Origin of the sequence: Halopseudomonas sabulinigri, from assembly GCF_900105255.1 — a bacterium.
GTDB classification, from domain to species: Bacteria; Pseudomonadota; Gammaproteobacteria; order Pseudomonadales; family Pseudomonadaceae; genus Halopseudomonas; species Halopseudomonas sabulinigri.
The window spans coordinates 2470552-2491548 of sequence record NZ_LT629763.1; the positions used below are offsets into that span (position 1 = coordinate 2470552).

Consider the following 20997-nt stretch of genomic DNA (forward strand, 5'->3'; position numbering starts at 1 on the left):
CTAGACCCATTACCTCCGGAAATGTTGACCTGACGCATGACTGACTCCGCTCCCCTTGTATTAGTTGATGGCTCCTCGTACCTGTACCGGGCCTTCCACGCGCTGCCCCCGTTGACGACCTCAAAAGGCCTACCCACGGGCGCGGTCAAGGGTGTGCTGAACATGCTCAAGAGCCTGCGCAAGCAATATCCGCAGAGCCCGCTGGCGGTGGTCTTCGATGCCAAGGGGCCGACCTTCCGCGATACCATGTTCGAGCAGTACAAATCCCACCGCCCGCCGATGCCAGATGACCTGCGCGTGCAGATCGAACCGTTGCACGCCAGTGTCAAGGCGATGGGCTTGCCGCTGCTGTGTGTTGAGGGCGTCGAAGCGGACGACGTGATCGGCACTCTCGCGCGCGAAAGCGCTGCCAACGGCCGCGCGGTGGTGATCTCGACCGGCGACAAGGACATGGCGCAACTGGTCGATGGCCACATCACCCTGGTCAACACCATGACCAATACGGTGATGGACATAGACGGCGTGAAGGAGAAGTTCGGTATTGGCCCCGAGCTGATCATCGACTACCTGGCGCTGATGGGCGACAAGGTCGACAACATTCCGGGCGTGCCTGGCGTCGGCGAGAAGACGGCGCTGGGCCTGCTGACCGGCCTCGGCGGCGGGCTGGACGTCATCTACGCCAACCTCGACAAGATCGCCGACCTGCCGATTCGCGGCGCCAAGAAACTGGCCGAGAAAATGGCCGAGCACAAGGATATGGCCTATATGTCCTACGCGCTGGCGACCATCAAGCTCGACGTTGATCTGGACATTCGCGCTGATGCGCTGATGCCCGGCGCGGCCAACCGCGAAGCGCTGATCGAGCTGTACCAGGAGCTGGAATTCAAGACCTGGCTGGACGACCTGCAGCGCGAGGCCAAAGCCGCCGCACTCGATGGTGACGCCGCTGCCGAGGTGGCGCCCGAGCAGGAAAACCATTACGAGACCATCACCGAGCAGGCCAACTTCGACCGCTGGCTCGACAAGCTGAAAGCCGCCGAGCTGTTTGCCTTTGATACCGAGACCACCAGTATCCACGCACAACTGGCTGATTTGGTGGGCGTATCGCTGGCGGTCAGCCCGCACGAGGCCGCCTATATCCCGGTAGCGCACAGTTACATGGGCGTGCCCGACCAGCTCGACCGCGATCAGGTGCTGGCCGCGCTCAAGCCCTATCTGGAAGACCCGAACAAGGCAAAAGTGGCGCAGCACGCCAAGTACGACATCAATGTACTGGCCCATTACGGCATCAACGTGCAGGGCGTGGCCTTCGACACCATGCTCGAATCCTACGTGCTGGACGCCACCGCCACCCGTCACGACATGGACAGCCTGGCGCTCAAGTATCTGGGCCAGGGCACCATCAAGTTCGAGGACATTGCCGGCAAGGGCGCCAAGCAGCTCACCTTCGATCAGATCGCGCTGGAGCAGGCCGGGCCTTATGCCGCGGAAGATGCCGATGTAACGCTGCGTCTGCACCAGACGCTGTGGGCCAAGCTGCAGCCGCAGGAGCGGGTAGCCAAGGTATTGCAAGAGATCGAGATGCCGCTGATGCCAGTGCTCGCGCGTATCGAGCGCTGCGGCGCGCTGGTGGATGCCAAGCTGCTCGGCGAGCAGAGCATTGAGCTGGGCGAGAAAATGGTCGCGCTGGAGCGCGAGGCTTTTGCCCTGGCAGAGCAGGAGTTCAACCTGGGCTCACCCAAACAGCTGGGTGCCATCCTGTATGAAAAGCAGGGTCTGCCGGTGCTCTCCAAAACCGCCAAGGGCCAGCCTTCTACGGCGGAGTCGGTGCTTGCGGAGCTGGCGGAGCAGGGTTACGAGCTGCCGCAGGTGATCATGCAGTACCGCAGCGTCAGCAAGCTGAAAAGTACCTACACCGACCGCCTGCCGGAGCAGATCAACCCGCGTACCGGGCGCATTCATACCTCCTACCATCAGGCGGTCGCGGCGACCGGGCGACTGTCGTCCTCCGATCCGAACCTGCAGAACATCCCGATCCGCAGCGCGGAAGGCCGGCGCATCCGCCAGGCCTTTATCGCGCCCAAGGGCTACAAGCTGCTGGCGGCTGACTATTCGCAGATCGAGCTGCGCATCATGGCCCACCTGGCGCAGGACGCTGGCCTGCTGGACGCCTTCAAACACAACCTTGATGTGCACAAGGCGACCGCTGCCGAAGTTTTCGGCGTTGAGCTGGACGAGGTCACCACCGAACAGCGGCGCAGCGCCAAGGCCATCAACTTCGGCTTGATCTACGGCATGAGCGCCTTTGGCCTGGCCAAGCAGATCGATGTCGACCGCAAGCAGGCGCAGGCCTATATCGACCGCTACTTCGCCCGCTACCCCGGCGTGCTGGCCTATATGGAACGCACCCGCGAACAGGCCAGCGAACAGGGCTACGTTGAAACCCTGTTCGGCCGCCGCCTGTACCTGCCAGAGATCAACGCCAAGAACCAGGCCATGCGCAAGGGCGCCGAGCGCACCGCGATCAACGCACCCATGCAGGGCACGGCTGCCGACATCATCAAGCGCGCGATGATCAAGGTCGACCAGTGGCTGGCCAACAGCAAACTGGATGCCCGCGTGATCATGCAGGTTCACGATGAACTGGTACTGGAAGTTCACGAAGACCAAATCGAGGCCGTCAGCCAAGGCCTGCAGGAGCACATGGGCCAAGCCGCCGAACTGGACGTGCCTTTGCTGGTCGAAGTGGGGGTCGGCAACAACTGGGACGAAGCGCACTAAGCGAGCGCCAGATCAGCCGCCGCACGCCTCTAGCTTGCCGGTTGCAGACGAAAAAGCCCGAGCCTAAGCGCGGGCTTTTTCATAACTAACCGATCTAAATCTTTTTTTGAACTTAGCTGCAACTCACCCGTCAGACATTACATGGACGGCTTAACAGCCCTTCATGCTCCTTAGATGTGATTTAGTGTTGGCAGAAAACCGGGCACTCCCTTTCCTAGCACAGCCCGGTAGTTAACCCCGAGCCTCCCTCCCCATAGAAGCTCGGGGTTTTTTTTGCCTGCAAGTTGGCGCGCGATCAATTGCCGGCGTCATCGCCCCAATCGTCATCACTCAGCTCTGGCGGCTCTTCTTCGTCCAGGTAGTCGCCCATCAATTCGTCTTCCGGCGGAAACAACCACTGCTCAAGACGCGCGTAGGCCTCTTCTACACCTTGCCGCTTGGGCGCAGAAAACAATTGCACGGTGGACATTTCACCAAAGGTCTTGCGCATCGTGGCCTGAATTTTCAGCAACGCATTTTTTGCCGCCCCAAACGCCAGTTTGTCTGACTTGCTGAGCAGCACGTGGGCCGGAATATTACTCATCTGCGCCCAGTCGAGCATCATGCAGTCAAACTCGGACAACGGATGACGGATATCCATCACCAGCACCACACCCGCCAGGCTGTTGCGCTGGGTCAGGTAGGCATCCAGATGCTGCTTCCAGTGTTCTTTCAGCTCCAGCGGCACCTTGGCGTAACCATAACCGGGCAGATCCACCAGGCGACGATCCTCGTCCAGCTTGAAGAAGTTGATCAGCTGAGTACGGCCGGGGGTTTTCGAAGTACGCGCCAGGCGCGCGTGGGTCAGGGTATTGAGCGCGCTCGACTTGCCGGCGTTGGAACGACCGGCAAAGGCTACTTCCAGACCGATATCGGCGGGACACTGCTCGACCAGACTGGCGCTTTTAATGAAAGTGGCCTGTTGGCAGAGCGATACGAGAGGCGTAGTAGACGACATGGGAAACCTGTTGATTCCGCCCAACGGGCTGGAAAGCTGATGACATTCACGTTTGCGGCCTGCTTAGTATATAATGCCGCGGTTGTGGGAAGCACTGACCAATTCCCCTGGCATGCATTGTCGGGTGGTTTTTCAGTCTTGCTCACCCAGCATCGTGTACCTGCGGCAGTTCGCCCATTGCGCCGGACGAAGGCGGCAGCTAGCATGAGCGGAATATAAGGCAACCTGTGATGAAAACGCGGTCATCAAGGCCGGGCAACAGGTAAGGCCATCATTTTTCTTTTAGCCGTAATTGGATTAGCCGATGAATAAACTACTCGTTAGTCTGGTATTGACCCTGGGCTTTGCCGCCTCTGCGCATGCCGCTGAAGGTAACGCAGAAGCCGGTCAGGGCAAGGTCGCCGTCTGCGGGGCCTGTCATGGTGCCGATGGCAACAGTCCTGCGCCGAACTTCCCCAAGCTGGCTGGTCAGGGTGAGCGTTACCTGCTCAAACAGCTGACCGATATCAAGGAAGGCAACCGCAACGTAGTAGAAATGACCGGCCTGCTGACCGATCTCGATGAACAGGATCTGGCCGATATCGCCGCCTACTTCTCATCACAGACCCAGACCATGGGCGCGGCCGACCCAGCGCTGGCCGAGCGTGGCGAAGCCATCTTCCGTGGCGGCGACCTGGATACCGGTCTGCCCGCTTGCACCGGCTGCCATTCGCCGACCGGTAAAGGCAACCCGCCTGCCGGCTTCCCGCACCTGGCAGGTCAGCACGCGACCTACACCGCCAAGCAGCTGACCGACTTCCGCGAAGGTAACCGCACCAACGATGGCGACGCCGCCATCATGCGCACCATCGCCAGCCGCCTGAGCAACAAGGACATCGCCGCCGTAGCCAGCTACATCGAAGGCCTGCGTTAAGCGATTGCGTTCTGTGCAGCAAAAAAGGATGGCCCAGGCCATCCTTTTTTTATGTCCCGCCGAGTATGCTTTGCCCGCATCAGCGGCAACATAGCGCGACAGCTTGCATCTGGTAATCAGGGAATCTTTGTTCTACTGTCGGGTCTGAAAATCGACATAAACCAAATAATTACCCGCTTCACTTTCTGCTTTGGAGAACTACATGCGTGCGTTGTTAACCGTTGGTCTGATCTGGCTGCTTGGCAGCTTCGGCATGGTCCAGGCGCAGGATGCCCCCTATCAGGCCGGCGTGAATTACGTAGTACTGCCGACCCCGGCCCCCACGCTTGACCCAGACAAGATCGAGGTGTCAGAACTTTTCTGGTATGGCTGCCCGCACTGCTTTGCATTCCAGCCGACTATTCACGAGTGGTCCAAATCCCTGCCTGACGACGTCAACTTCCGTCCGGTACCCGCCATGTTCGGCGGCGAGTGGAATACCCACGGTCAGCTGTTCTACACCCTTGAGAGCCTCGGCAAGCTGGATGAGACCCACGATGCGGTGTTCAACGCCATTCACAAGCAGAACAACAAGCTGAAAGATCAGGACGCCATGATCGAGTTTCTGGAGCCCTACGGCATCAGCGAAGAAGACTTCGTCAAGGCCTGGGATTCCTTCGGCGTGAAGAGCAAGATGAACCAGGCTGAACAGCTTGCCCGCGCCTACCGCGCCAGCGGCGTACCTTGCCTGATCGTCAACGGCAAGTATCGTATTGAAGGCAAGATGGCCGGCAGCTTTGAAAATATGCTGAAAATCGCCGAGTACCTGGTTGAGCAGGAACGCCAGGCGCAGTAAACAGGAGCATCGCATGCTATCGGCTGGCAACATCGCAGGTTTTCGTAACACCCGCGGCTCCATGTCGTCGGCCGAGCTGCGCACCAACCACCACTGTCAGGGTTCAGCACAAACCTTGCCCGATGTGCTGCGGCTGCTGAGCTTCAACATTCAGGTGGGTAACAACACCCAGAAGTTTCATCACTACCTGACCCGCAGCTGGCAGCATCTGCTGCCGCATGCCGGGCGCCAGGTGCAACTGAGCAAGGTCGCTCAATTGTTGAATGACTTTGATCTGGTGGCCCTGCAGGAGGTAGACGGCGGCAGTCTGCGCTCAGGCTTCGTCAATCAGGTGGAGCACCTGGCCCGCGAAAGCGGCTTCCCCTACTGGTATCAGCAGCTCAATCGCAATCTGGGGCGCTTTGCCCAGCACTCCAACGGCCTGCTCAGCCGCTACGCCCCTGACCTGCTGGAAGATCACAAGCTGCCTGGCGTACTGCCAGGGCGCGGCGCCATCCTGACCCAATTTGGCGACGGCCCGGAGTCGTTGCTGGTGGTGATGATGCACCTGGCGCTCAGCCCCAAGGGCCGCGCCAACCAGTTGGCCTACATCCGCGAGCGGATCGCCGATCATCGCCACGTGGTGCTGATGGGCGATATGAATACCCACGCCGAAGACCTGCTGGAGAAGTCGCCACTACAGGGCAGCAAGCTGCACACCGCAACCCTGCCCGGCACCTACCCGAGCTGGAAACCAGCCAAGGTACTGGACCACATCCTGATCAGCCCCAGCCTGAGCATCGAGCAGGTTGATGTGCTGCCGCACGCCATATCCGACCATCTACCGGTGGCCATGCACATACGCTTGCCTGCCAGCCTCTGCGGAAGCAGCGGCAAGGGCTAGCCAGAACCTCAGGTTCACCTATAATCTCTGGAAAAACCGTCCGGAGCCACCATGTCTGATACTCACCGATACTCAGCCGACGCTGAGCCTGAAAAGGCCTCCAGCGAGCAGGAGGAACTGCTCAAGCGTGGCTTGGTGAGAGTGAGTATCGCCGCTGACGGCATCGACCCGTTACTCGACCGACGCCTGAAGGAGCTGCGCAACTCGCTGCGCAGTGACGCGCCCCCGAAAATGCTTGGCGCTCTGCTGCCGGACCTTGAGCGCGCGGTGCTGGCGGCCGATCAGTCACGCCAGCAACGCAGCAGCGAGATCTGTACGCAGCTGAAAAAGCTGATTCGCCAACTGCAGGATAAGGAGCCGCCGAAGGAAACCGACAAGGCACTGCGCACCCTGAGCAAACAGCTGGATGCTGCAGACAATCTGGCGCAAAGCCTGCCGCGCCTGCTGCGGGACCTCACCCAACTCCAGGCCGCTACCCTCAGCAGTAGCCCGGAGGAGGCCTCTACCGGGCTGTGGTCGCGGCTGTTCGGAAAATCCAGCGAAGCTGCAGCCACCCCGCTTCCCGCGCTGGAAGATCCCATTCCGCTGGCCGCCGCCGAACCGATCGCAGAGCCAGAAGTAGAACCGCCCGAGCCCGAAACCCCAGCCCCGGTCGACGCGCTGATCCCGAGCACCGAAGCCGAACCACAACCAGCGGCCAAAACCAGCGGCAATATCAGCGGTGAAGAGCAGAGCTACTCTAAAGTCGCGGCCCACATTGAATCGATCCTACTCAACCTGCTCAGCGATATTCAGCTGCTGGAAGAACAGGAGCTCACCTGCCAGCGGCTGCGTGAGCAGATCAGCAAGGGCCTGAACTGGTACGAGCTGACCGCCGCGCTGGACGCGCTCTCCGCCCTGGTCCTGAACGCCCAGCAAAACCGACAGGTTGAGTTTGAGCGCTACCTGCAGCAGCTGAATCAGCGCTTGAGCCAGTTTCAGGGCAACCTGGAGGAAGCGCAAAGCTCCTATGTCGACTCCCTGGAGGAAGGCCGTTCGCTCGAAGGAGCCATTCGGGGTGAGGTTGAGGTACTGCATGTGGATGTGCGCGAGGCCGACGACCTCAACTCGCTCAAGGCTAATGTCGAGGCCAAGCTCAATGCGCTGTTGAGCAAGGTGGATCAGGCCCGCGCGCTGCGCGAGGCCCGCGATAGCCAGGTGTCCGAGCGCCTGAAAGTGATGGTCGAGCGCATCCAGGTGATGGAAGTGGAAGCTCAGACTTTCCGCAAGCACCTGGAAGAACAACGCCAACAGGCCATGCTCGACAGCCTCACCGGGCTGTCCAATCGCGCCGGACTACAGAAACGCATGGACGAAGAGTACGAGCGTTGGCTGCGTTACGGCGGCCAATTGCTGCTGGTAGTGCTGGATGTCGATCACTTCAAGTCGATCAACGACCGTTTCGGGCACCTGGCGGGCGACAAGGTACTGCGCCTGATTGCCACGCAGCTTTCTCGCCGCCTGCGCAAGACCGACTATATCGGTCGGTTCGGCGGTGAAGAGTTTGTCGTATTGATGCCCGGCACCTCGCTGGAACAGGGAGCCATCGCACTGGAAGAACTGCGCGCAGGCATCGAAGCCAGCCCGTTTCATTTCAAGAACGCGCCAGTACCCGTCACCATTTCCATCGGCTACACCCAGTTCTGCCAGGGCGACACCCTCGATGACGTCTTTGATCGGGCGGACAAGGCGATGTACCGCGCCAAGGATCAGGGCCGCAACCGCATAGTGCAGGATACCCAAAGCGCAGTGGCCTAAGCTGCAGGCGTGTTAACCTGCACTTTTGCGACCGTGACAGGAACCTCCCCTTGAGTTATTGGAAAGCCTTGCTGCCCGCGCTGGTCTTGCTGGCGGGCTGCACCGAGCAACTGGTCATCGACGACCGTTATCAGGCCCGCAGCCAGGACAGCCGCGTGCAGTACATAGTGCTGCACTACACCTCATCGGGCTTTGAGCGCTCGTTCAAGGTGCTCACCGAGCAGGACGTCAGTAGCCATTACCTGATCAGCGACCACGATCCGGTGATCTATCGGCTGGTGGATGAAACGCAGCGCGCCTGGCACGCCGGCGATAGCAGCTGGCAGGGCCGCACCTGGCTGAACGCCAGCTCCATCGGCATTGAAATGGTCAACGACGGCTATGTTGACGAGCCCCACTGCCGCCGCTGGCAAGCCTGGGATCAGCGCCAGATCGATGCCCTCATTGTGCTGCTGCGGGACATTCAACAACGCCACGGCCTTGGCCCCGATGCTGTGATCGGTCACAGCGATATCGCACCGCAACGCAAGGTGGATCCGGGCCCGCTGTTTCCCTGGCAGCAGCTGGTTGCCGCCGGCGTCGCACGCGGCCCGGATACCCAGCGCGTGCGGGTGATGTACAACTGGCTGGATGGTCGCGTACCGGCTGTCAGCTGGTTCCAGGCGGCGCTGGCCGAATACGGCTATCAGGTGCCGCAGAGCGGCGAACTGGATGGCCCCACGCGCAATGTGATCGCCGCATTCCAGATGCGCTTCCGGCAGAGCAACTACGCCGGCCAGCCGGATAGCGAGACTGCCAGCCTGCTCGCTGCGCTCGCGCCCAAGCAAGCCTCGTCGCTGATCAGTGCAGTGGCGCCTCGCTGGTACACACCAGTCGAGAATCCATCAGCGCCGCCGTCCGGTGAACCGCTGCCGCCCTGTAGTGCTCATCCTCCAGCAGGCTGAAAAAAGCCGACAGGGAAGGAAACTCGAACACCAGCACCTGATCCCATTGCTCTCCCTGCGGGGCGATCAGGGTATGTAACACCCGGGTTTGCAGCCGAATATGCGCGCCCACCGCCGCCATGCTGTCGCTCACCGCGCGCAGATAACGCGCGTACGCCTCGCGCCCTGAACAAGGATGAGCGTCGGTGCCGGACGGGTATTCGGCATGCGCATTGAAGCGCAGCAGGTTGAGCATCTGAATCGGCGTATCGCCGGGTACTTTCTCGCTGAGGGTCTTCAGGTTGCTGGCACTGGTATCGAGACTGGGCATGGCGCTTCCTTTACGGCAAGGCTGGACTAACTGTCAGCAAAGCAGGCAAGCTCGCTCTACGCCAGCCGCCTGCGGCATATAACCCGGCGTTGTAGATCGTTTCACAGGACATCAGGCATACATGCTCAACTGGATCTGGCTCGGTTTCTTCCTCAGCGCTTTCGCCGCGGCTCTCTGGCAATGGCTGGGACTGGGCGACGCCGAGGTGTTCAGCCGGCTGGTGACAGCGCTATTCGACATGGCGCGCTTGAGCGTCGAGATCATCCTGGTACTGGTGGGTACCATGACCTTGTGGCTGGGCTTTCTGAACATTGCCGAGAAGGCCGGGCTAATCAAGCTGATGGCGCGACTGCTTGATCCGCTGTTTCGCCGCCTGATGCCCGAGGTGCCCAGCGGGCATCCGGCGCTGGGGCATATCACCATGAACTTTGCCGCCAACGTGCTGGGCCTGGACAACGCCGCCACGCCGATCGGCATCAAGGCCATGCAGTCACTGCAGACACTGAACCCGAGCAAGGACACCGCCAGCAACGCACAGATCCTGTTCATGGTGCTCAACACCTCCTCGCTCACCCTGCTGCCGGTGACCGTGTTCATGTACCGCGCCCAGCAGGGCGCCAGCGACCCCACCGAGGTCTTCCTGCCGATCCTGCTGGCCACTACCGCGTCGAGCCTGGTGGGCCTGCTCAGCGTGGCGCTGATGCAGCGGCTGAAACTATGGGACCCGGTGGTACTGGCCTATCTGGCCGCCGGCGCGGCCTTCCTCGGCCTGCTGCTGACCACCCTGGCCGGGCTGTCTTCCGAGGCCCTGGCGGCCACTTCCACGCTGGTGGGCAACCTGACCCTGTTCGGCATCATCATCGCCTTTTTGCTGGTGGCGGCGCTGCGCAAGGTGAATGTCTACGATAGCTTTATCGAGGGCGCCAAACAGGGCTTTGAGGTGACCATCTCCCTCTTGCCCTTCCTCGTCGCCATGCTGGTGGCGGTCGGCGTGCTGCGTGCCAGCGGGGTGCTGGACGCCGGGCTGGATGGCATTCGCTGGCTGGCCGAAACCTGCGGCTGGGATACCCGCTTTGTCGATGCCCTGCCCACCGCTTTCATCAAGCCGCTGTCCGGCAGTGGCTCGCGCGCGATGATGATCGAGACCATGAACACCTTCGGCGTAGACAGTTTCCCCGCGCAACTGGCTGCCACCTTTCAGGCCAGTACCGAGACCACCTTCTATGTGCTGGCGGTGTACTTTGGCGCGGTGGGAATCAGCCGCGTGCGCCACGCGCTGGGCTGCGCGCTGCTGGCCGATCTGGCCGGCATGCTCACGGCCATTGGCGTGTGTTACTGGTTCTTCGGCTGACGCCGGCGGCAAGCCTCAAGCGTCAGGCCGGGTAGTTGCCGCTCATCGAGCGGCGTCAGAGCCCGGCCTTATGCTAACCTCCCCTTACACCCACCGCTTGTGGCTAGTAGCTTGCCGCTTGTAGCTGAGAGACCTGCATGCCCGCCCCGCGCTTTGAACAACTCCACCGCAGCCCCGGTCCCTGGTTTGTCGCGCTGGGCGGGGCGGGCATGTTCGGCGCCAATTTCTACCTGTACGGCTCAGCCGGCGAATGGATCGCGATTGACTGCGGCTTTGCCCTGAATGCCACACCCAGCGGACGCAACAGCGTGTCGGTACCTAGCCTGTCGGCGCTGGAGCGGCACGATATCAAACTGTCGGCGATCCTGATTACCCATGGCCATGAAGATCACATTGGCGCCATACCGCACATCTGGCGTGCCATGGACTGCCCCATCTACGCCAGCCCCTTTGCCGCGCGGCTGATCCGAGCCAAGCTCGACCCCGGCCTGAGTTGGCCGCGCATTCACGAGATTCAGCCGCTGGAGCCCGTCGGTATAGGCGCCTTTCAGGCCGAGTGGATACCGGTCACCCACTCGATTCCCGAGTCCCACGCGATCATGCTGGAGGTCGCTGGCAAGCGGCTGTATCACAGCGGCGACTGGAAGCTCGACCCGCAGCCGCTGGTCGGCGGCCTGACCGCACAGGGCCGCCTGCAGTCGCTGGGGCGCCAAGGCGTCGATGTAATCATTGGCGACTCCACCAACGCCCCGGTCGCCGGTGCCAGCCGTTCCGAAGCGGCGGTACAGAACGGCCTGCAGGATGCCATCCGCGGTTGCCGCGAACGGGTGATCGTCACCTGCTTTGCCAGCAACCTGGCGCGCCTGCACAGCCTGGCCGAGATCGCTTTTGACTGTGGCCGCTACGCCGCACTGCTGGGCCGCAGCCTGGTGAGCATGCACGGTTTTGGCCGGGCCCAGGGCTACCTGAACAGCCGGCCCGGCTTTATCGGCCCCTGGGAGTTGGGCCACCTGCCGCGCGAACAGCAACTTTGGGTCTGCACCGGTAGTCAGGGTGAACCCGCCGCCGCTTTGGGGCGCTTGGCCAGCGGCAACCATCCGCAGCTGAGCCTGGAGCCGGGCGATACCGTAGTGTTCTCGTCGCGCCTGATTCCCGGCAACGAAGAGGCGCTGGCACAGATCAAGCACGGCTTGAAAGAGCAGGGCGTGCAGATCATCGATGACGAGATGGCGGCGATTCACGCCTCTGGCCACCCGCCGCAGGAAGACCTGCGCCAGCTCTACGGCTGGCTGAAAGCGCGCCACCTGCTACCGGTGCACGGCGAGCTGTATCACCAACAGGCGCACATGCAGTTTGGCCGCAGTCTCGGCCTCGGCGGCCTGGTGCCGAACAACGGTGACCTGATCGACCTCAGCGCCCAGCCCTGCAAGGTAGCCGAGCTACCCCACGGGCTGGTGGAGCTGGAACAACGCTAAGGCTAACCGCCTACCAGGGCTCGTGGAATGGGCGTATTTCAGCCAGGAAGGACCAGGCGTCACGCGCCTGATGCGCCAGATGGAAGACTTCGTCGGCAATCGAGGAGGGGTGAATGAAAAAGTCATCCGGTGCGTCGGGCAGGCGCTCGCGCTGCCAGGGCAGATCGATGACCGCATCGATGATCAGATAGGCCACATGCACGCCCTTGGGCCCCAGATCCCGCGCGATGGACTCAGCCAGAATACGCTGCGCCGCCTTGCTCGGTGCGAACCCGGCAAAGTGCGCCTTGCCGCGTTGCGCCGAGGTATTGCCGGTGACAATCAAAGCACCCTCGCCAGCCGCCACCATCGCGGGCGTGGTCAGGCGCGCCAGGTGCAGCAAGGCCATGGTGTTGATCTCGAAATTGCACCGCAGCACCTCAGGGTCGATATCCATGAAGCTGCCAAAAGCACCACCCACCGCATTGTGCACCACCACCTTGGGCGAGCCGACCTGGCCGATAGCCGCCTCCAACGCCGCCAAATCGGTGACATCACACGGCAGCGCGATGGTATCGGGCAGCTCTGCAGCGAGCGCCGCCAGACGGTCGGCATCGCGCGCCAGCATGGCCACCCGATAGCCGCCTTCGACAAAGCGACGTACCACGGAGGCACCGGTACCCGGGCCTACGCCCGTCACCAGGGCAAGGGGTTTGGATTGCTCAGACATAACTGTTACTCCGCGTGGTGCGCGAGTGCCTCGCGCAGAAAATCGAGACGATCATTGCCGAAGAACATCTGCTCCCCGACAAACATGGTGGGCGAACCGAACACACCGCGTGCGGCCGCTTCATTGGTGCTGCTCTCCAGTGCAGCGACCACCTCAGGGCTATCCATGCGTGCGTCTATGGCGTTGGCATCCACGCCGGTAGCTGCGATTACTGCGAGAATCTCTTGTTTGTTGGTCAGCGCTTTGGCTTCGCCCCAGCAGGCGCGGTACAGCGCTTCGGTAATGCTGGCTGCGTCCGCCGCTGAAGAGGCGGCCAGCACTGCGCGCAGGCAGGCTTCCCCGTCGACGCTTTTCATGTCGGCTGGGTTCAGCGGCACGCCATAGCGCTTGGCCCAACGACCCAGATCCGCCCGCGCATAACGGGCCTTGGCGCTGCAAATCAGCGTGGTGGGCACGTTCCCGACCTGCTCCATCACCTTGAGGACAATCATGGGTTTCAGGCTGATCTCCACACCCATGTGCGCGAGTTGGCTGTACGCCATGTAGCTGTAGGGACTGCGAAAATCAAAGTAGAACTCAACTGTGTGCGGCATGCGTCAGTACCTTTTCTTCGGTTGCAGAGTTGCCCTCAGCGCTCGACCGGCGCCGGTGACGGGGATGAAATGGTCGGGGTAGCAGGCCTGGCAGCAGCGCTAAACCAGCTACGACGCCAGACGGCCAAGGCAATCAGCAGGCCATACACCAGCATTGCCAAGGCCAGGGCGTAGAAGACTGCATTGACGCTGTCGCTCAGTTGCAGTGCCAGCCAACCACCACCCAAGGCGATGGCCAGACGCAAGAGTCCGGCAATCAACGGCCAGCGCAGCCGGCCAGCACCTTGAGAGGCGAAATACAGCGCCAGCCCCAACCCGAAAAAACCGTAGGTAGGCCCAACAATGCGCAGATAGTCGGCTCCGGTCACCAGCGCCACGGGGTCATGCGTAAACAGACGCAACCACTGCTCAGGCCACAACGCCGCACTCAGGCCGATGGCTTCGGTGGCCACAAAGGCTACCAAGCCGCCGGTCAAGCCAATGCGCAAGGCGCGCTCCTGCTGCCCGGCGCCTAGGTTAGTGCCCACCAGCACCACCAACGGCGCGCCTATGCCAAAGGCCAGCGGCACCAGCAGGTACTCCAGCCGCACGCCGGTGCCAAAGCCCGCGACTGCCTGCATGCCGGCACCCAGTGCCACCAGCGCGGTAGCGCCGGCGATGATGATGTTGGTCAGCACAGTGGTGATGGAGGACAGCAGGCCGATATGCAAAATATCGCGCAGATAACGCCAGGCCACCGGGGTGCGGCTGAGCCTGACGACGCAGCGACCCGACAGAATGAACCAGAGCATGGCCAATGCACCGCCGACGAAAAACAGCACCATGGCCACACCGCCGCCGGCGACCCCCAACCCCGGCAGCGGGCCAAAGCCGAAGATCAGCAGCGGTGACAGGGGGATCAGCAACAGCACACCGGCGCAGGTGACCAGAGCAGGGAACAGCATATTGCCGGTACCGCGAATCACGCTGGCCAGCGCGTTCATCAGCCACAGGGCGAGCGTACCGGCGAACACTACATTGGAGTACTCCAGTGCCGCGGCCAACGCGGCGCCGTCGCCGCCCATAAAGCGGTACAGCGGCGAGCCAAACAGCAGAAACAGCAGTGAAAAAAGCAGACCTATAGCGCCGTTGATCAACAAGGCATGCCACACCAGCGCATTGGCGTCGCCGCGCCGACCCGCCCCCAACGCGCGCGCCACCGCAGAGGAAATCCCGCCGCCCATGGCCCCGGCCGACATCATCTGCATCAGCATCACGCCGGGAAACACCAGCGCCATACCGGCCAAGGCGTCTGTCCCCAACTTGGCCACCCACCAGGTCTCGATCAGGCCGGTGGACGCCTGCGCGCACATGATCAACACGTTCGGCCAGGCCATCGTTAACAACAGCGGTAGTATCGGCGCCTGCAGCAAACGGGTGGTGCGGTTGTCTGTGTCGCTCGGCGCTGCGGTGTTCGACTTCATGCTGAACTACTCGGAAGGTGACCGAGGCATGTTAGATTACAACTAGCATATAAGTAAATATGTTGGCTGTAATCTAATGGCAGCAAGCTTCAAGCCGCAAGCTACAAGCCAGCAGGAGGGAATCGAGTTAATCAGTACAATCCGCAGTTCAGAGGCAATCAGACCCCAAACGCTCTGCGGATTTTCCGCTTGAAGCTTGGAGCTTGTCGCTTGCCGCGCTTTTCCAAGCGAGCTTAGAAAAGCTCCTTGGTCTGCTCCCAAAGCATGCCCAGTGCAAGCAGGGGTGCACGCAAGCGCTGCCCGCCGGGGAAGGCCATGTGTGGCACTTTGCCGAACAGCTCAAAACCGCTGCTGGCCTGCCCGCTGATGGCCTCTGCCAGCAGCTTGGCCGAGAGGTGGGTGGCGTTCACGCCATGGCCGGAATAGGCTTGAGCGTAGAACACGTTGGGCTGATCCGGCAGTTTGCCGATCTGCGGCAGACGGTTGGCGCCAATACCGATCATGCCGCCCCATTGGAAGTCGATCTTTACCCCGGCCAGTTGCGGGAACACCTTGAGCATTTTCGGCTGCATATAGGCGGCGATGTCCGCCGGATCACGCCCGGAGTAATGGCAGGCGCCGCCAAACAGTAGCCGATGGTCAGCCGAAAGACGGTAGTAATCCAGTGCCACGCGCTGATCGCACAGCGCCATATTCTGCGGGATCAGCCCGCGTGCGCGCTCCTCACCCAGCGGCTCGGTGGCAATGATGTAACTGCCGGCGGGAATCACGGTGCCACTGAGCTTGGGGTGCAGTCGCCCCAGATAGGCGTTGCAGCCAATCACCAGTTGCGCGGCTTTCACCTTGCCGGTCGCCGTATGCACGGTAACCGTGGAGCCATAATCGATCTGGGTGACGGAGGAATGTTCGAACAGGCGTACGCCCAGGCTTTGCGCCGCCGCCGCTTCACCGAGCGCCAGATTCAACGGATGTAGATGACCCGAGCCCATGTCGCTCATACCGCCGATGTAGCGGCCGGAGTTGACCACACTATGCAGCTGGTCGCGCTCGATCATCTTCAGCTCATGTGTATAGCCCAGCGCTTCCAGCTCGGCCTTGTCGGCCAGAAAACCCTCCATGTGCGCGGGCTTGTTGGCCAGGTCGCAGTAACCCATGATCAGGTCGCAGTCGATGTTGAACTCGGCAACGCGCCGCTTGACGATCTCCACCGCCTCGATGCCCATCAGTTTTAGATTACGCACACCCTCGGCGCCCACCTGCTTCTCGAACTGGTCCACATCGTGGCCGACGCCGCGAATCAGCTGGCCACCATTGCGGCCACTCGCGCCCCAGCCGATTTGATGCGCCTCCACCAGCACCACCGAGAGCCCCTTCTGCGCCAATTCGATGGCGGTATTCAGGCCGGTAAAGCCGCCGCCAATAATGCAGACATCCGCCTGCTCCTCACCCTGCAACACCGGCAACGTGAGTTGTCGATTGACGCTGGCCGCGTAGTAGGAGGGAGCGTGCTCGTGGGTGTGCGTGGGATTGGCTGACATGGGGTATCCGTTTGAAATAGGCGAACGAGTGTCAATAAAAATTTACAGCAGCATAAACACTAAGCGCAGACAGAACAATGACAGCGCGACTTAATCTGCCTCGGGTATCGGGATGGCCAGTGTCTCTTTCAGCTCCTCCATGACGATATAGCTCTTCGACTCACGCACCCCCGGCAGGCGCAGCAGGATGTCGCCCAACAGCTTACGGTAGGAGGCCATTTCGGAGATACGCGCCTTGATCAGGTAATCAAAATCGCCCGAGACCAGATGGCACTCCAGAACGTGCGGCAGCTTGATGGCCGCGCGGCGAAAATCATCAAATATGTCCGCCGACTTGGAATACAGACTGATCTCGACAAACACCAGCAGATTGGCCTGCAGCTTCTGCGGGTTCAGCCGGGCGCCGTAGCCGAGGATGAATTTCTCCCGCTCCAGCCGCTTGACCCGCTCCATACAGGGCGTGGTTGAGAGCCCCACGCGCTCACCCAGCTCCACGTAGGACATGCGCCCTTCATTCTGCAGCAGCTCAAGGATGTGCCGGTCGATCTTGTCCAACTCGCGGCTGGAGGCTCGTTTCGTTTTCATGAAAAATCTCTGAATATCGTTATTTACAAAGAATCTTTACTCGCAGTTCTAAAAATAAACAAAAAATGAGACCAGATCACTTGCCATAGAATAGTGATATCGCCCACGGGCAACATTCTACTCATTTGGAGCGGCAACATGCAGGTGCTCATTCTCGGCAGTGGCGTTATCGGCATCACCAGCGCCTGGTATCTGGCCAAGGCCGGTCATCAGGTGACCGTGGTAGATCGGCAGAGCGGGCCGGCGCTGGAAACCAGTTTCGGTAATGCCGGCATGATCTCTCCCGGTTACTCGGCCCCCTGGGCGGCCCCCGGCGTGCCGCTGAAGGCAGTCAAGTGGATGCTGGCCAAACACGCACCGCTGGCCATCAAGCCCACCAGTGACCCACAGCAGTACCGCTGGATGCTGCAGATGCTGCGCAACTGCACCGAAGCACGCTATGCGGTGAACAAGGAGCGCATGATGCGCCTGGCTGAATACAGCCGCGACTGCCTGATGGCGCTGCGCAAGGACAGCGGTGTGGATTACGAGCACCGCGAGCTGGGCACCCTGCAGCTGTTCCGCACCCAGAAGCAAATGGACGCTGCCGCGCAGGACATCGCCGTGCTCGAACGCTGTGGCGTGCCCTACCAATTGCTCGACCGCGAGGGCTGTGTGCGCATCGAGCCCGGCCTGGCGCCCAGCGCGCACAAGATCGTCGGCGGCCTGCGCCTGCCCAACGATGAAACCGGCGACTGCCACCTGTTCACCACCCGCCTGGCGGCCAAGGCTGCCGAGTTGGGCGTGCAATTTCGCTTCAACTGCGAGATAGACGAACTGCTCAGCGACGGCACTCAGATCAATGGTGTGCGCCTGGCCAATGGCGAATCCCTGCACGCCGACCGCTACGTGCTGGCGCTGGGCAGCTTCTCGCCCAAACTCGCCCGCCCACTGGGTATGGAGCTGCCAATCTACCCGGTCAAAGGCTATTCACTGACCCTGCCGGTGACCAACGACGCCATGGCGCCGGTCTCGACCATCATGGATGAAACCTACAAGGTGGCCATGACCCGCTTTGCCGACCGTATCCGCGTGGGCGGCATGGCCGAGCTCACCGGGTTTGATGACAGCCTCAGCGACAAGCGCCGCGCCACCCTGGAAATGGTCATCAGCGACCTCTTCCCCGAAGGCGGCGCGGTCAGCGAGGCCAGTTTCTGGACCGGCTTCCGCCCGATGACGCCGGATGGCACGCCGATCATCGGCGCGAGTAAACTGCGCAACCTGTACTTCAATACCGGCCACGGCACCCTGGGCTGGACCATGTCCTGCGGCTCCAGCCAGTTACTTGCCGACCTGATTGACGGCAAGAAGACCGCGATTGGCGCCAGCGACTACAATTTCAACCGTTATGCACAAGACAAGGAACACAGCCCGCATGGCCATCCAGCGACAGCTCACTAACGAGCGCATGAGTCAGATCGTGATTCACCAAAACACCGTGTACCTATCCGGCCAGGTAGCCGCCGATGACGATCTGGACAAAGACGCCGCCACTCAGACCCGCAGCACCCTGCAGGAAATCGAAAGCCTGCTGGCCCAGGCCGGTAGCGACAAGACGCGGATTCTCTCGGTGACCATCTACCTGAAAGACATCGACGCCGACTTTGCCGCCATGAACAGCGCCTGGGACCAATGGCTACCAGGCGGCACCGCGCCAGCCCGCGCCACGGTGGAAGCCAAGCTCTGCGAGCCGGAGATCCTGGTCGAAATGTCGGTGGTCGCGGCCATCTGACCGACGCGCTTAAATCCGCCCCCCTCATCAGCCGCGCATTCCCGCCGCGGAACCGCGTCTGATAATCTTGGGACGTGATGAGCAATTGCACAGACTCTCTGCGAGTGATCAAGCGTGCAGATGCAAGGCGTGATTCGCCGCCAATAGTGGTGCTCTTGGCAAGAATCGCAACGCAGCAGATGCATGCTTGAGCGCTTGCCCTTGAGGCCTTCTGGCCAGAGAGGTTGCGCAATTGTTCAGCACGTCCCTTAGCTTAGCGGGGCATCCAGCCCCGCATTTTTTCAAGACCCTATTCATGCGCCCAGCCCACGCCCTGATCGACCTCAACGCTCTGCGCCACAACTACCTGCTGGCCAAATCCCTGTCCGGCCAACGCGCGCTGGCGGTGATCAAGGCGAATGCCTACGGGCATGGGGCGGTGCACTGCGCCGAAGCCTTGAGTGAAGTGGCTGACGGCTTTGCCGTGGCCTGTATCGAAGAGGCATTAGAGCTGCGCGCCGCCGGCGTGAGCAAACCCATATTGCTGCTCGAAGGCTGGTTTGACGCCGACGAGCTGCCGCTGCTGGTTGAGCATCAGCTCTGGGCGGTGGTGCACCATCAAGCGCAACTGGATCAGTTGGCGGCCGCGCAACTGCGCAGCCCGCTGCATATCTGGCTGAAACTGGACACCGGCATGCACCGCGTGGGCTTTAGCCCAGCCGAGTACGCCGATATCTGGCGGCGCCTGGAGGGCAGCAGTAAGGTCGCCAGCCTGACCAAGATGACCCACTTTGCCCGCGCTGATGAGCCCGACACCGGCCGTACCGAAGAGCAGCTGGCGGTGTTCGCCGACGCCACCGCCGACCTCAGCGGCCCGGCCAGTCTGTGCAACTCACCCGGCGTGCTGGCCTGGCCAGCCGCGCATGGCGACTGGCTGCGCCCCGGCATCATGCTCTACGGCGCCACCCCATTCAGTTTTTCGCAGGCGCAGGCCGAATGGTTACACCCGGTCATGCAGCTGGAATCACGCATTATCGCCGTCCGTGAACTCCCCGCGGGTGAACCCATCGGCTACGGCTCGCGCTACATCACCCAGCGTCCGACCCGCGTGGGCGTGGTCGCCATGGGCTATGCCGATGGCTACCCGCGCCACGCCAAGGACGGCACCCCGGTGCTGATCGACGGCCAGCGCAGTCAGCTGATCGGTCGCGTCTCGATGGACATGCTCACCGTTGACCTCACCGAGCTGCCCGGTAGCGGTCTGGGCAGCGCCGTTCGCCTGTGGGGTGAAGGGCTCAACGCCAGTGAGGTCGCGGCTTGGGCCGACAGCATCCCATACCAACTGTTCTGCAACCTCAACCGCGTGCCACGCCGCTACATCGGCTGAACCTCGCGCCGCGCAGGAATGACTGGACAGTCTGCGATCTGTTGAAAATTCTGAACAGCCGTGCAATGATTCGCCTCATTGTGCACACCTGCCTGTGTAACCTGTCTGACTATTCCCTGGAGGAATCTGCCTTTGGACGTTGGTGCCCGCCTGAAAACCATCCGTAAACTCAAGGGTTTATCACAACGAGAACTGGCCAAGAGAGCCGGCGTTACCAACAGCACCATCTCGATGATCGAGAAGAACAGCGTCAGCCCCTCCGTCAGCTCCCTGAAAAAGGTACTCTCCGGCATTCCCATGTCGCTGGTGGATTTCTTCTCGCTGGAGCTGGAAGAAGATGCGCAGCGCAAGGTGATCTACCGCGCCGACGAACTGCTGGATATCGGCACCAATGACGTGACCATGAAGCTGGTCGGCAAGGGGCACCCCAACCGCGCCTTTTCCTTTCTGAACGAGACCTATCCACCCGGCGCCGATACCGGCCCGGACATGCTTAATCACGAAGGCGAAGAAGCCGGCACCGTGGTCAGGGGCCAGTTGGAAGTGACCGTGGGCGGCGAGGTGTATCTGCTCGAGAGCGGTGACAGCTACTATTTCGACAGCAACCAGCCGCACCGCTTCCGTAATCCGTCGGCCGATCAGGACTGCCTGCTGATCAGCGCCACTACCCCGGCCAACTTCTGAGC

At 61.5% G+C, this 20997-nt stretch carries 19 protein-coding genes; 12 read left to right on the forward strand and 7 right to left on the reverse strand.

The annotated features are described in order from the left end of the window. Positions 1-36 precede the first annotated feature (36 nt). Positions 37-2781: a DNA polymerase I gene (polA, locus tag BLU26_RS11095; protein WP_092286639.1), complete on the forward strand. Its 2745-nt coding sequence runs from the start codon at positions 37-39 to the stop codon at positions 2779-2781. Between the two features lie 295 nt (positions 2782-3076). On the opposite strand, the gene yihA is transcribed toward polA, so the two are convergent. Beyond that, on the reverse strand, positions 3077-3778 hold the full coding sequence (gene yihA / locus BLU26_RS11100) for a ribosome biogenesis GTP-binding protein YihA/YsxC (RefSeq protein WP_092286641.1): 702 nt from the start codon (positions 3776-3778) through the stop codon (positions 3077-3079). Positions 3779-4082: 304 nt separating this feature from the next. On the opposite strand from yihA, the gene BLU26_RS11105 reads away from it, so the two are divergent. From BLU26_RS11105 to BLU26_RS11125, 5 genes are all read left to right on the forward strand, one after another. Beyond that, positions 4083-4691 (forward strand): c-type cytochrome, encoded by a 609-nt coding sequence (locus BLU26_RS11105; protein WP_092286643.1) that lies wholly within the window; start codon positions 4083-4085, stop codon positions 4689-4691. A gap of 202 nt (positions 4692-4893) precedes the next feature. After that, positions 4894-5526, forward strand: coding sequence for a thiol:disulfide interchange protein DsbA/DsbL (locus BLU26_RS11110; protein WP_092286645.1), 633 nt, complete (start codon positions 4894-4896; stop codon positions 5524-5526). A 61-nt stretch (positions 5527-5587) separates the two neighbouring features. Continuing rightward, a complete protein-coding gene (locus BLU26_RS11115) occupies positions 5588-6409 on the forward strand; it encodes an endonuclease/exonuclease/phosphatase family protein (RefSeq protein ID WP_092288459.1) in 822 nt (273 codons plus the stop codon). A 51-nt stretch (positions 6410-6460) separates the two neighbouring features. Continuing rightward, the gene (locus tag BLU26_RS11120; RefSeq protein ID WP_092286647.1) at positions 6461-8206 is read left to right on the forward strand and encodes a GGDEF domain-containing protein; all 1746 of its coding nucleotides are present in this window, start codon (positions 6461-6463) and stop codon (positions 8204-8206) included. Positions 8207-8256: 50 nt separating this feature from the next. Beyond that, positions 8257-9150: an N-acetylmuramoyl-L-alanine amidase gene (locus tag BLU26_RS11125; RefSeq protein ID WP_092286649.1), complete on the forward strand. Its 894-nt coding sequence runs from the start codon at positions 8257-8259 to the stop codon at positions 9148-9150. Here BLU26_RS11125 and BLU26_RS11130 read toward each other — a convergent pair. Continuing rightward, positions 9047-9460: a DUF1330 domain-containing protein gene (locus BLU26_RS11130; protein WP_092286651.1), complete on the reverse strand. Its 414-nt coding sequence runs from the start codon at positions 9458-9460 to the stop codon at positions 9047-9049. The genes BLU26_RS11125 and BLU26_RS11130 overlap by 104 nt on opposite strands. 121 nt (positions 9461-9581) lie before the next feature. Between BLU26_RS11130 and BLU26_RS11135 the strand changes: the two genes are divergently transcribed. Together BLU26_RS11135 and BLU26_RS11140 are read left to right on the forward strand one after the other, a co-directional pair. Next, positions 9582-10811, forward strand: coding sequence for a nucleoside recognition domain-containing protein (locus BLU26_RS11135; protein WP_092286653.1), 1230 nt, complete (start codon positions 9582-9584; stop codon positions 10809-10811). Positions 10812-10948: 137 nt separating this feature from the next. Continuing rightward, positions 10949-12286, forward strand: a complete 1338-nt coding sequence (locus BLU26_RS11140; RefSeq protein ID WP_092286655.1) for a ribonuclease J — start codon at positions 10949-10951, stop codon at positions 12284-12286. A 10-nt stretch (positions 12287-12296) separates the two neighbouring features. Here the strand turns inward: BLU26_RS11140 and BLU26_RS11145 are convergent, their stop codons facing one another. From BLU26_RS11145 to BLU26_RS11165, 5 genes are all read right to left on the reverse strand, one after another. Then, entirely contained in the window at positions 12297-12995 is a 699-nt protein-coding gene (locus tag BLU26_RS11145) for an SDR family NAD(P)-dependent oxidoreductase (protein ID WP_092286657.1), read from the reverse strand. Between the two features lie 5 nt (positions 12996-13000). Further along, on the reverse strand, positions 13001-13588 hold the full coding sequence (locus tag BLU26_RS11150) for a 2-hydroxychromene-2-carboxylate isomerase (protein ID WP_092286659.1): 588 nt from the start codon (positions 13586-13588) through the stop codon (positions 13001-13003). A gap of 35 nt (positions 13589-13623) precedes the next feature. Then, complete coding sequence (locus tag BLU26_RS11155) at positions 13624-15051, reverse strand: MATE family efflux transporter (RefSeq protein ID WP_092286661.1); 1428 nt, start codon at positions 15049-15051, stop codon at positions 13624-13626. Positions 15052-15284: 233 nt separating this feature from the next. Beyond that, on the reverse strand, positions 15285-16589 hold the full coding sequence (locus BLU26_RS11160) for an NAD(P)/FAD-dependent oxidoreductase (protein WP_092286663.1): 1305 nt from the start codon (positions 16587-16589) through the stop codon (positions 15285-15287). A 90-nt stretch (positions 16590-16679) separates the two neighbouring features. Further along, entirely contained in the window at positions 16680-17174 is a 495-nt protein-coding gene (locus BLU26_RS11165) for an Lrp/AsnC ligand binding domain-containing protein (protein ID WP_092286665.1), read from the reverse strand. Positions 17175-17312: 138 nt separating this feature from the next. On the opposite strand from BLU26_RS11165, the gene BLU26_RS11170 reads away from it, so the two are divergent. The 4 genes from BLU26_RS11170 to BLU26_RS11185 all read left to right on the forward strand — a co-directional run bounded on the left by BLU26_RS11170 (position 17313) and on the right by BLU26_RS11185 (position 20995). Then, entirely contained in the window at positions 17313-18614 is a 1302-nt protein-coding gene (locus BLU26_RS11170) for a D-amino acid dehydrogenase (protein ID WP_092286667.1), read from the forward strand. Beyond that, positions 18589-18945: a RidA family protein gene (locus BLU26_RS11175; protein ID WP_092286669.1), complete on the forward strand. Its 357-nt coding sequence runs from the start codon at positions 18589-18591 to the stop codon at positions 18943-18945. Before BLU26_RS11170 ends, BLU26_RS11175 begins: the two co-directional genes overlap by 26 nt. A 295-nt stretch (positions 18946-19240) precedes the next feature. Next, positions 19241-20311, forward strand: coding sequence for an alanine racemase (gene alr / locus BLU26_RS11180; protein ID WP_092286671.1), 1071 nt, complete (start codon positions 19241-19243; stop codon positions 20309-20311). 132 nt (positions 20312-20443) lie between these two features. Continuing rightward, positions 20444-20995 carry a cupin domain-containing protein gene (locus BLU26_RS11185; RefSeq protein ID WP_092286673.1) on the forward strand — a complete coding sequence of 184 codons (552 nt, stop codon included), beginning with the start codon at positions 20444-20446 and terminating at the stop codon, positions 20993-20995. Positions 20996-20997: the final 2 nt, after the last annotated feature.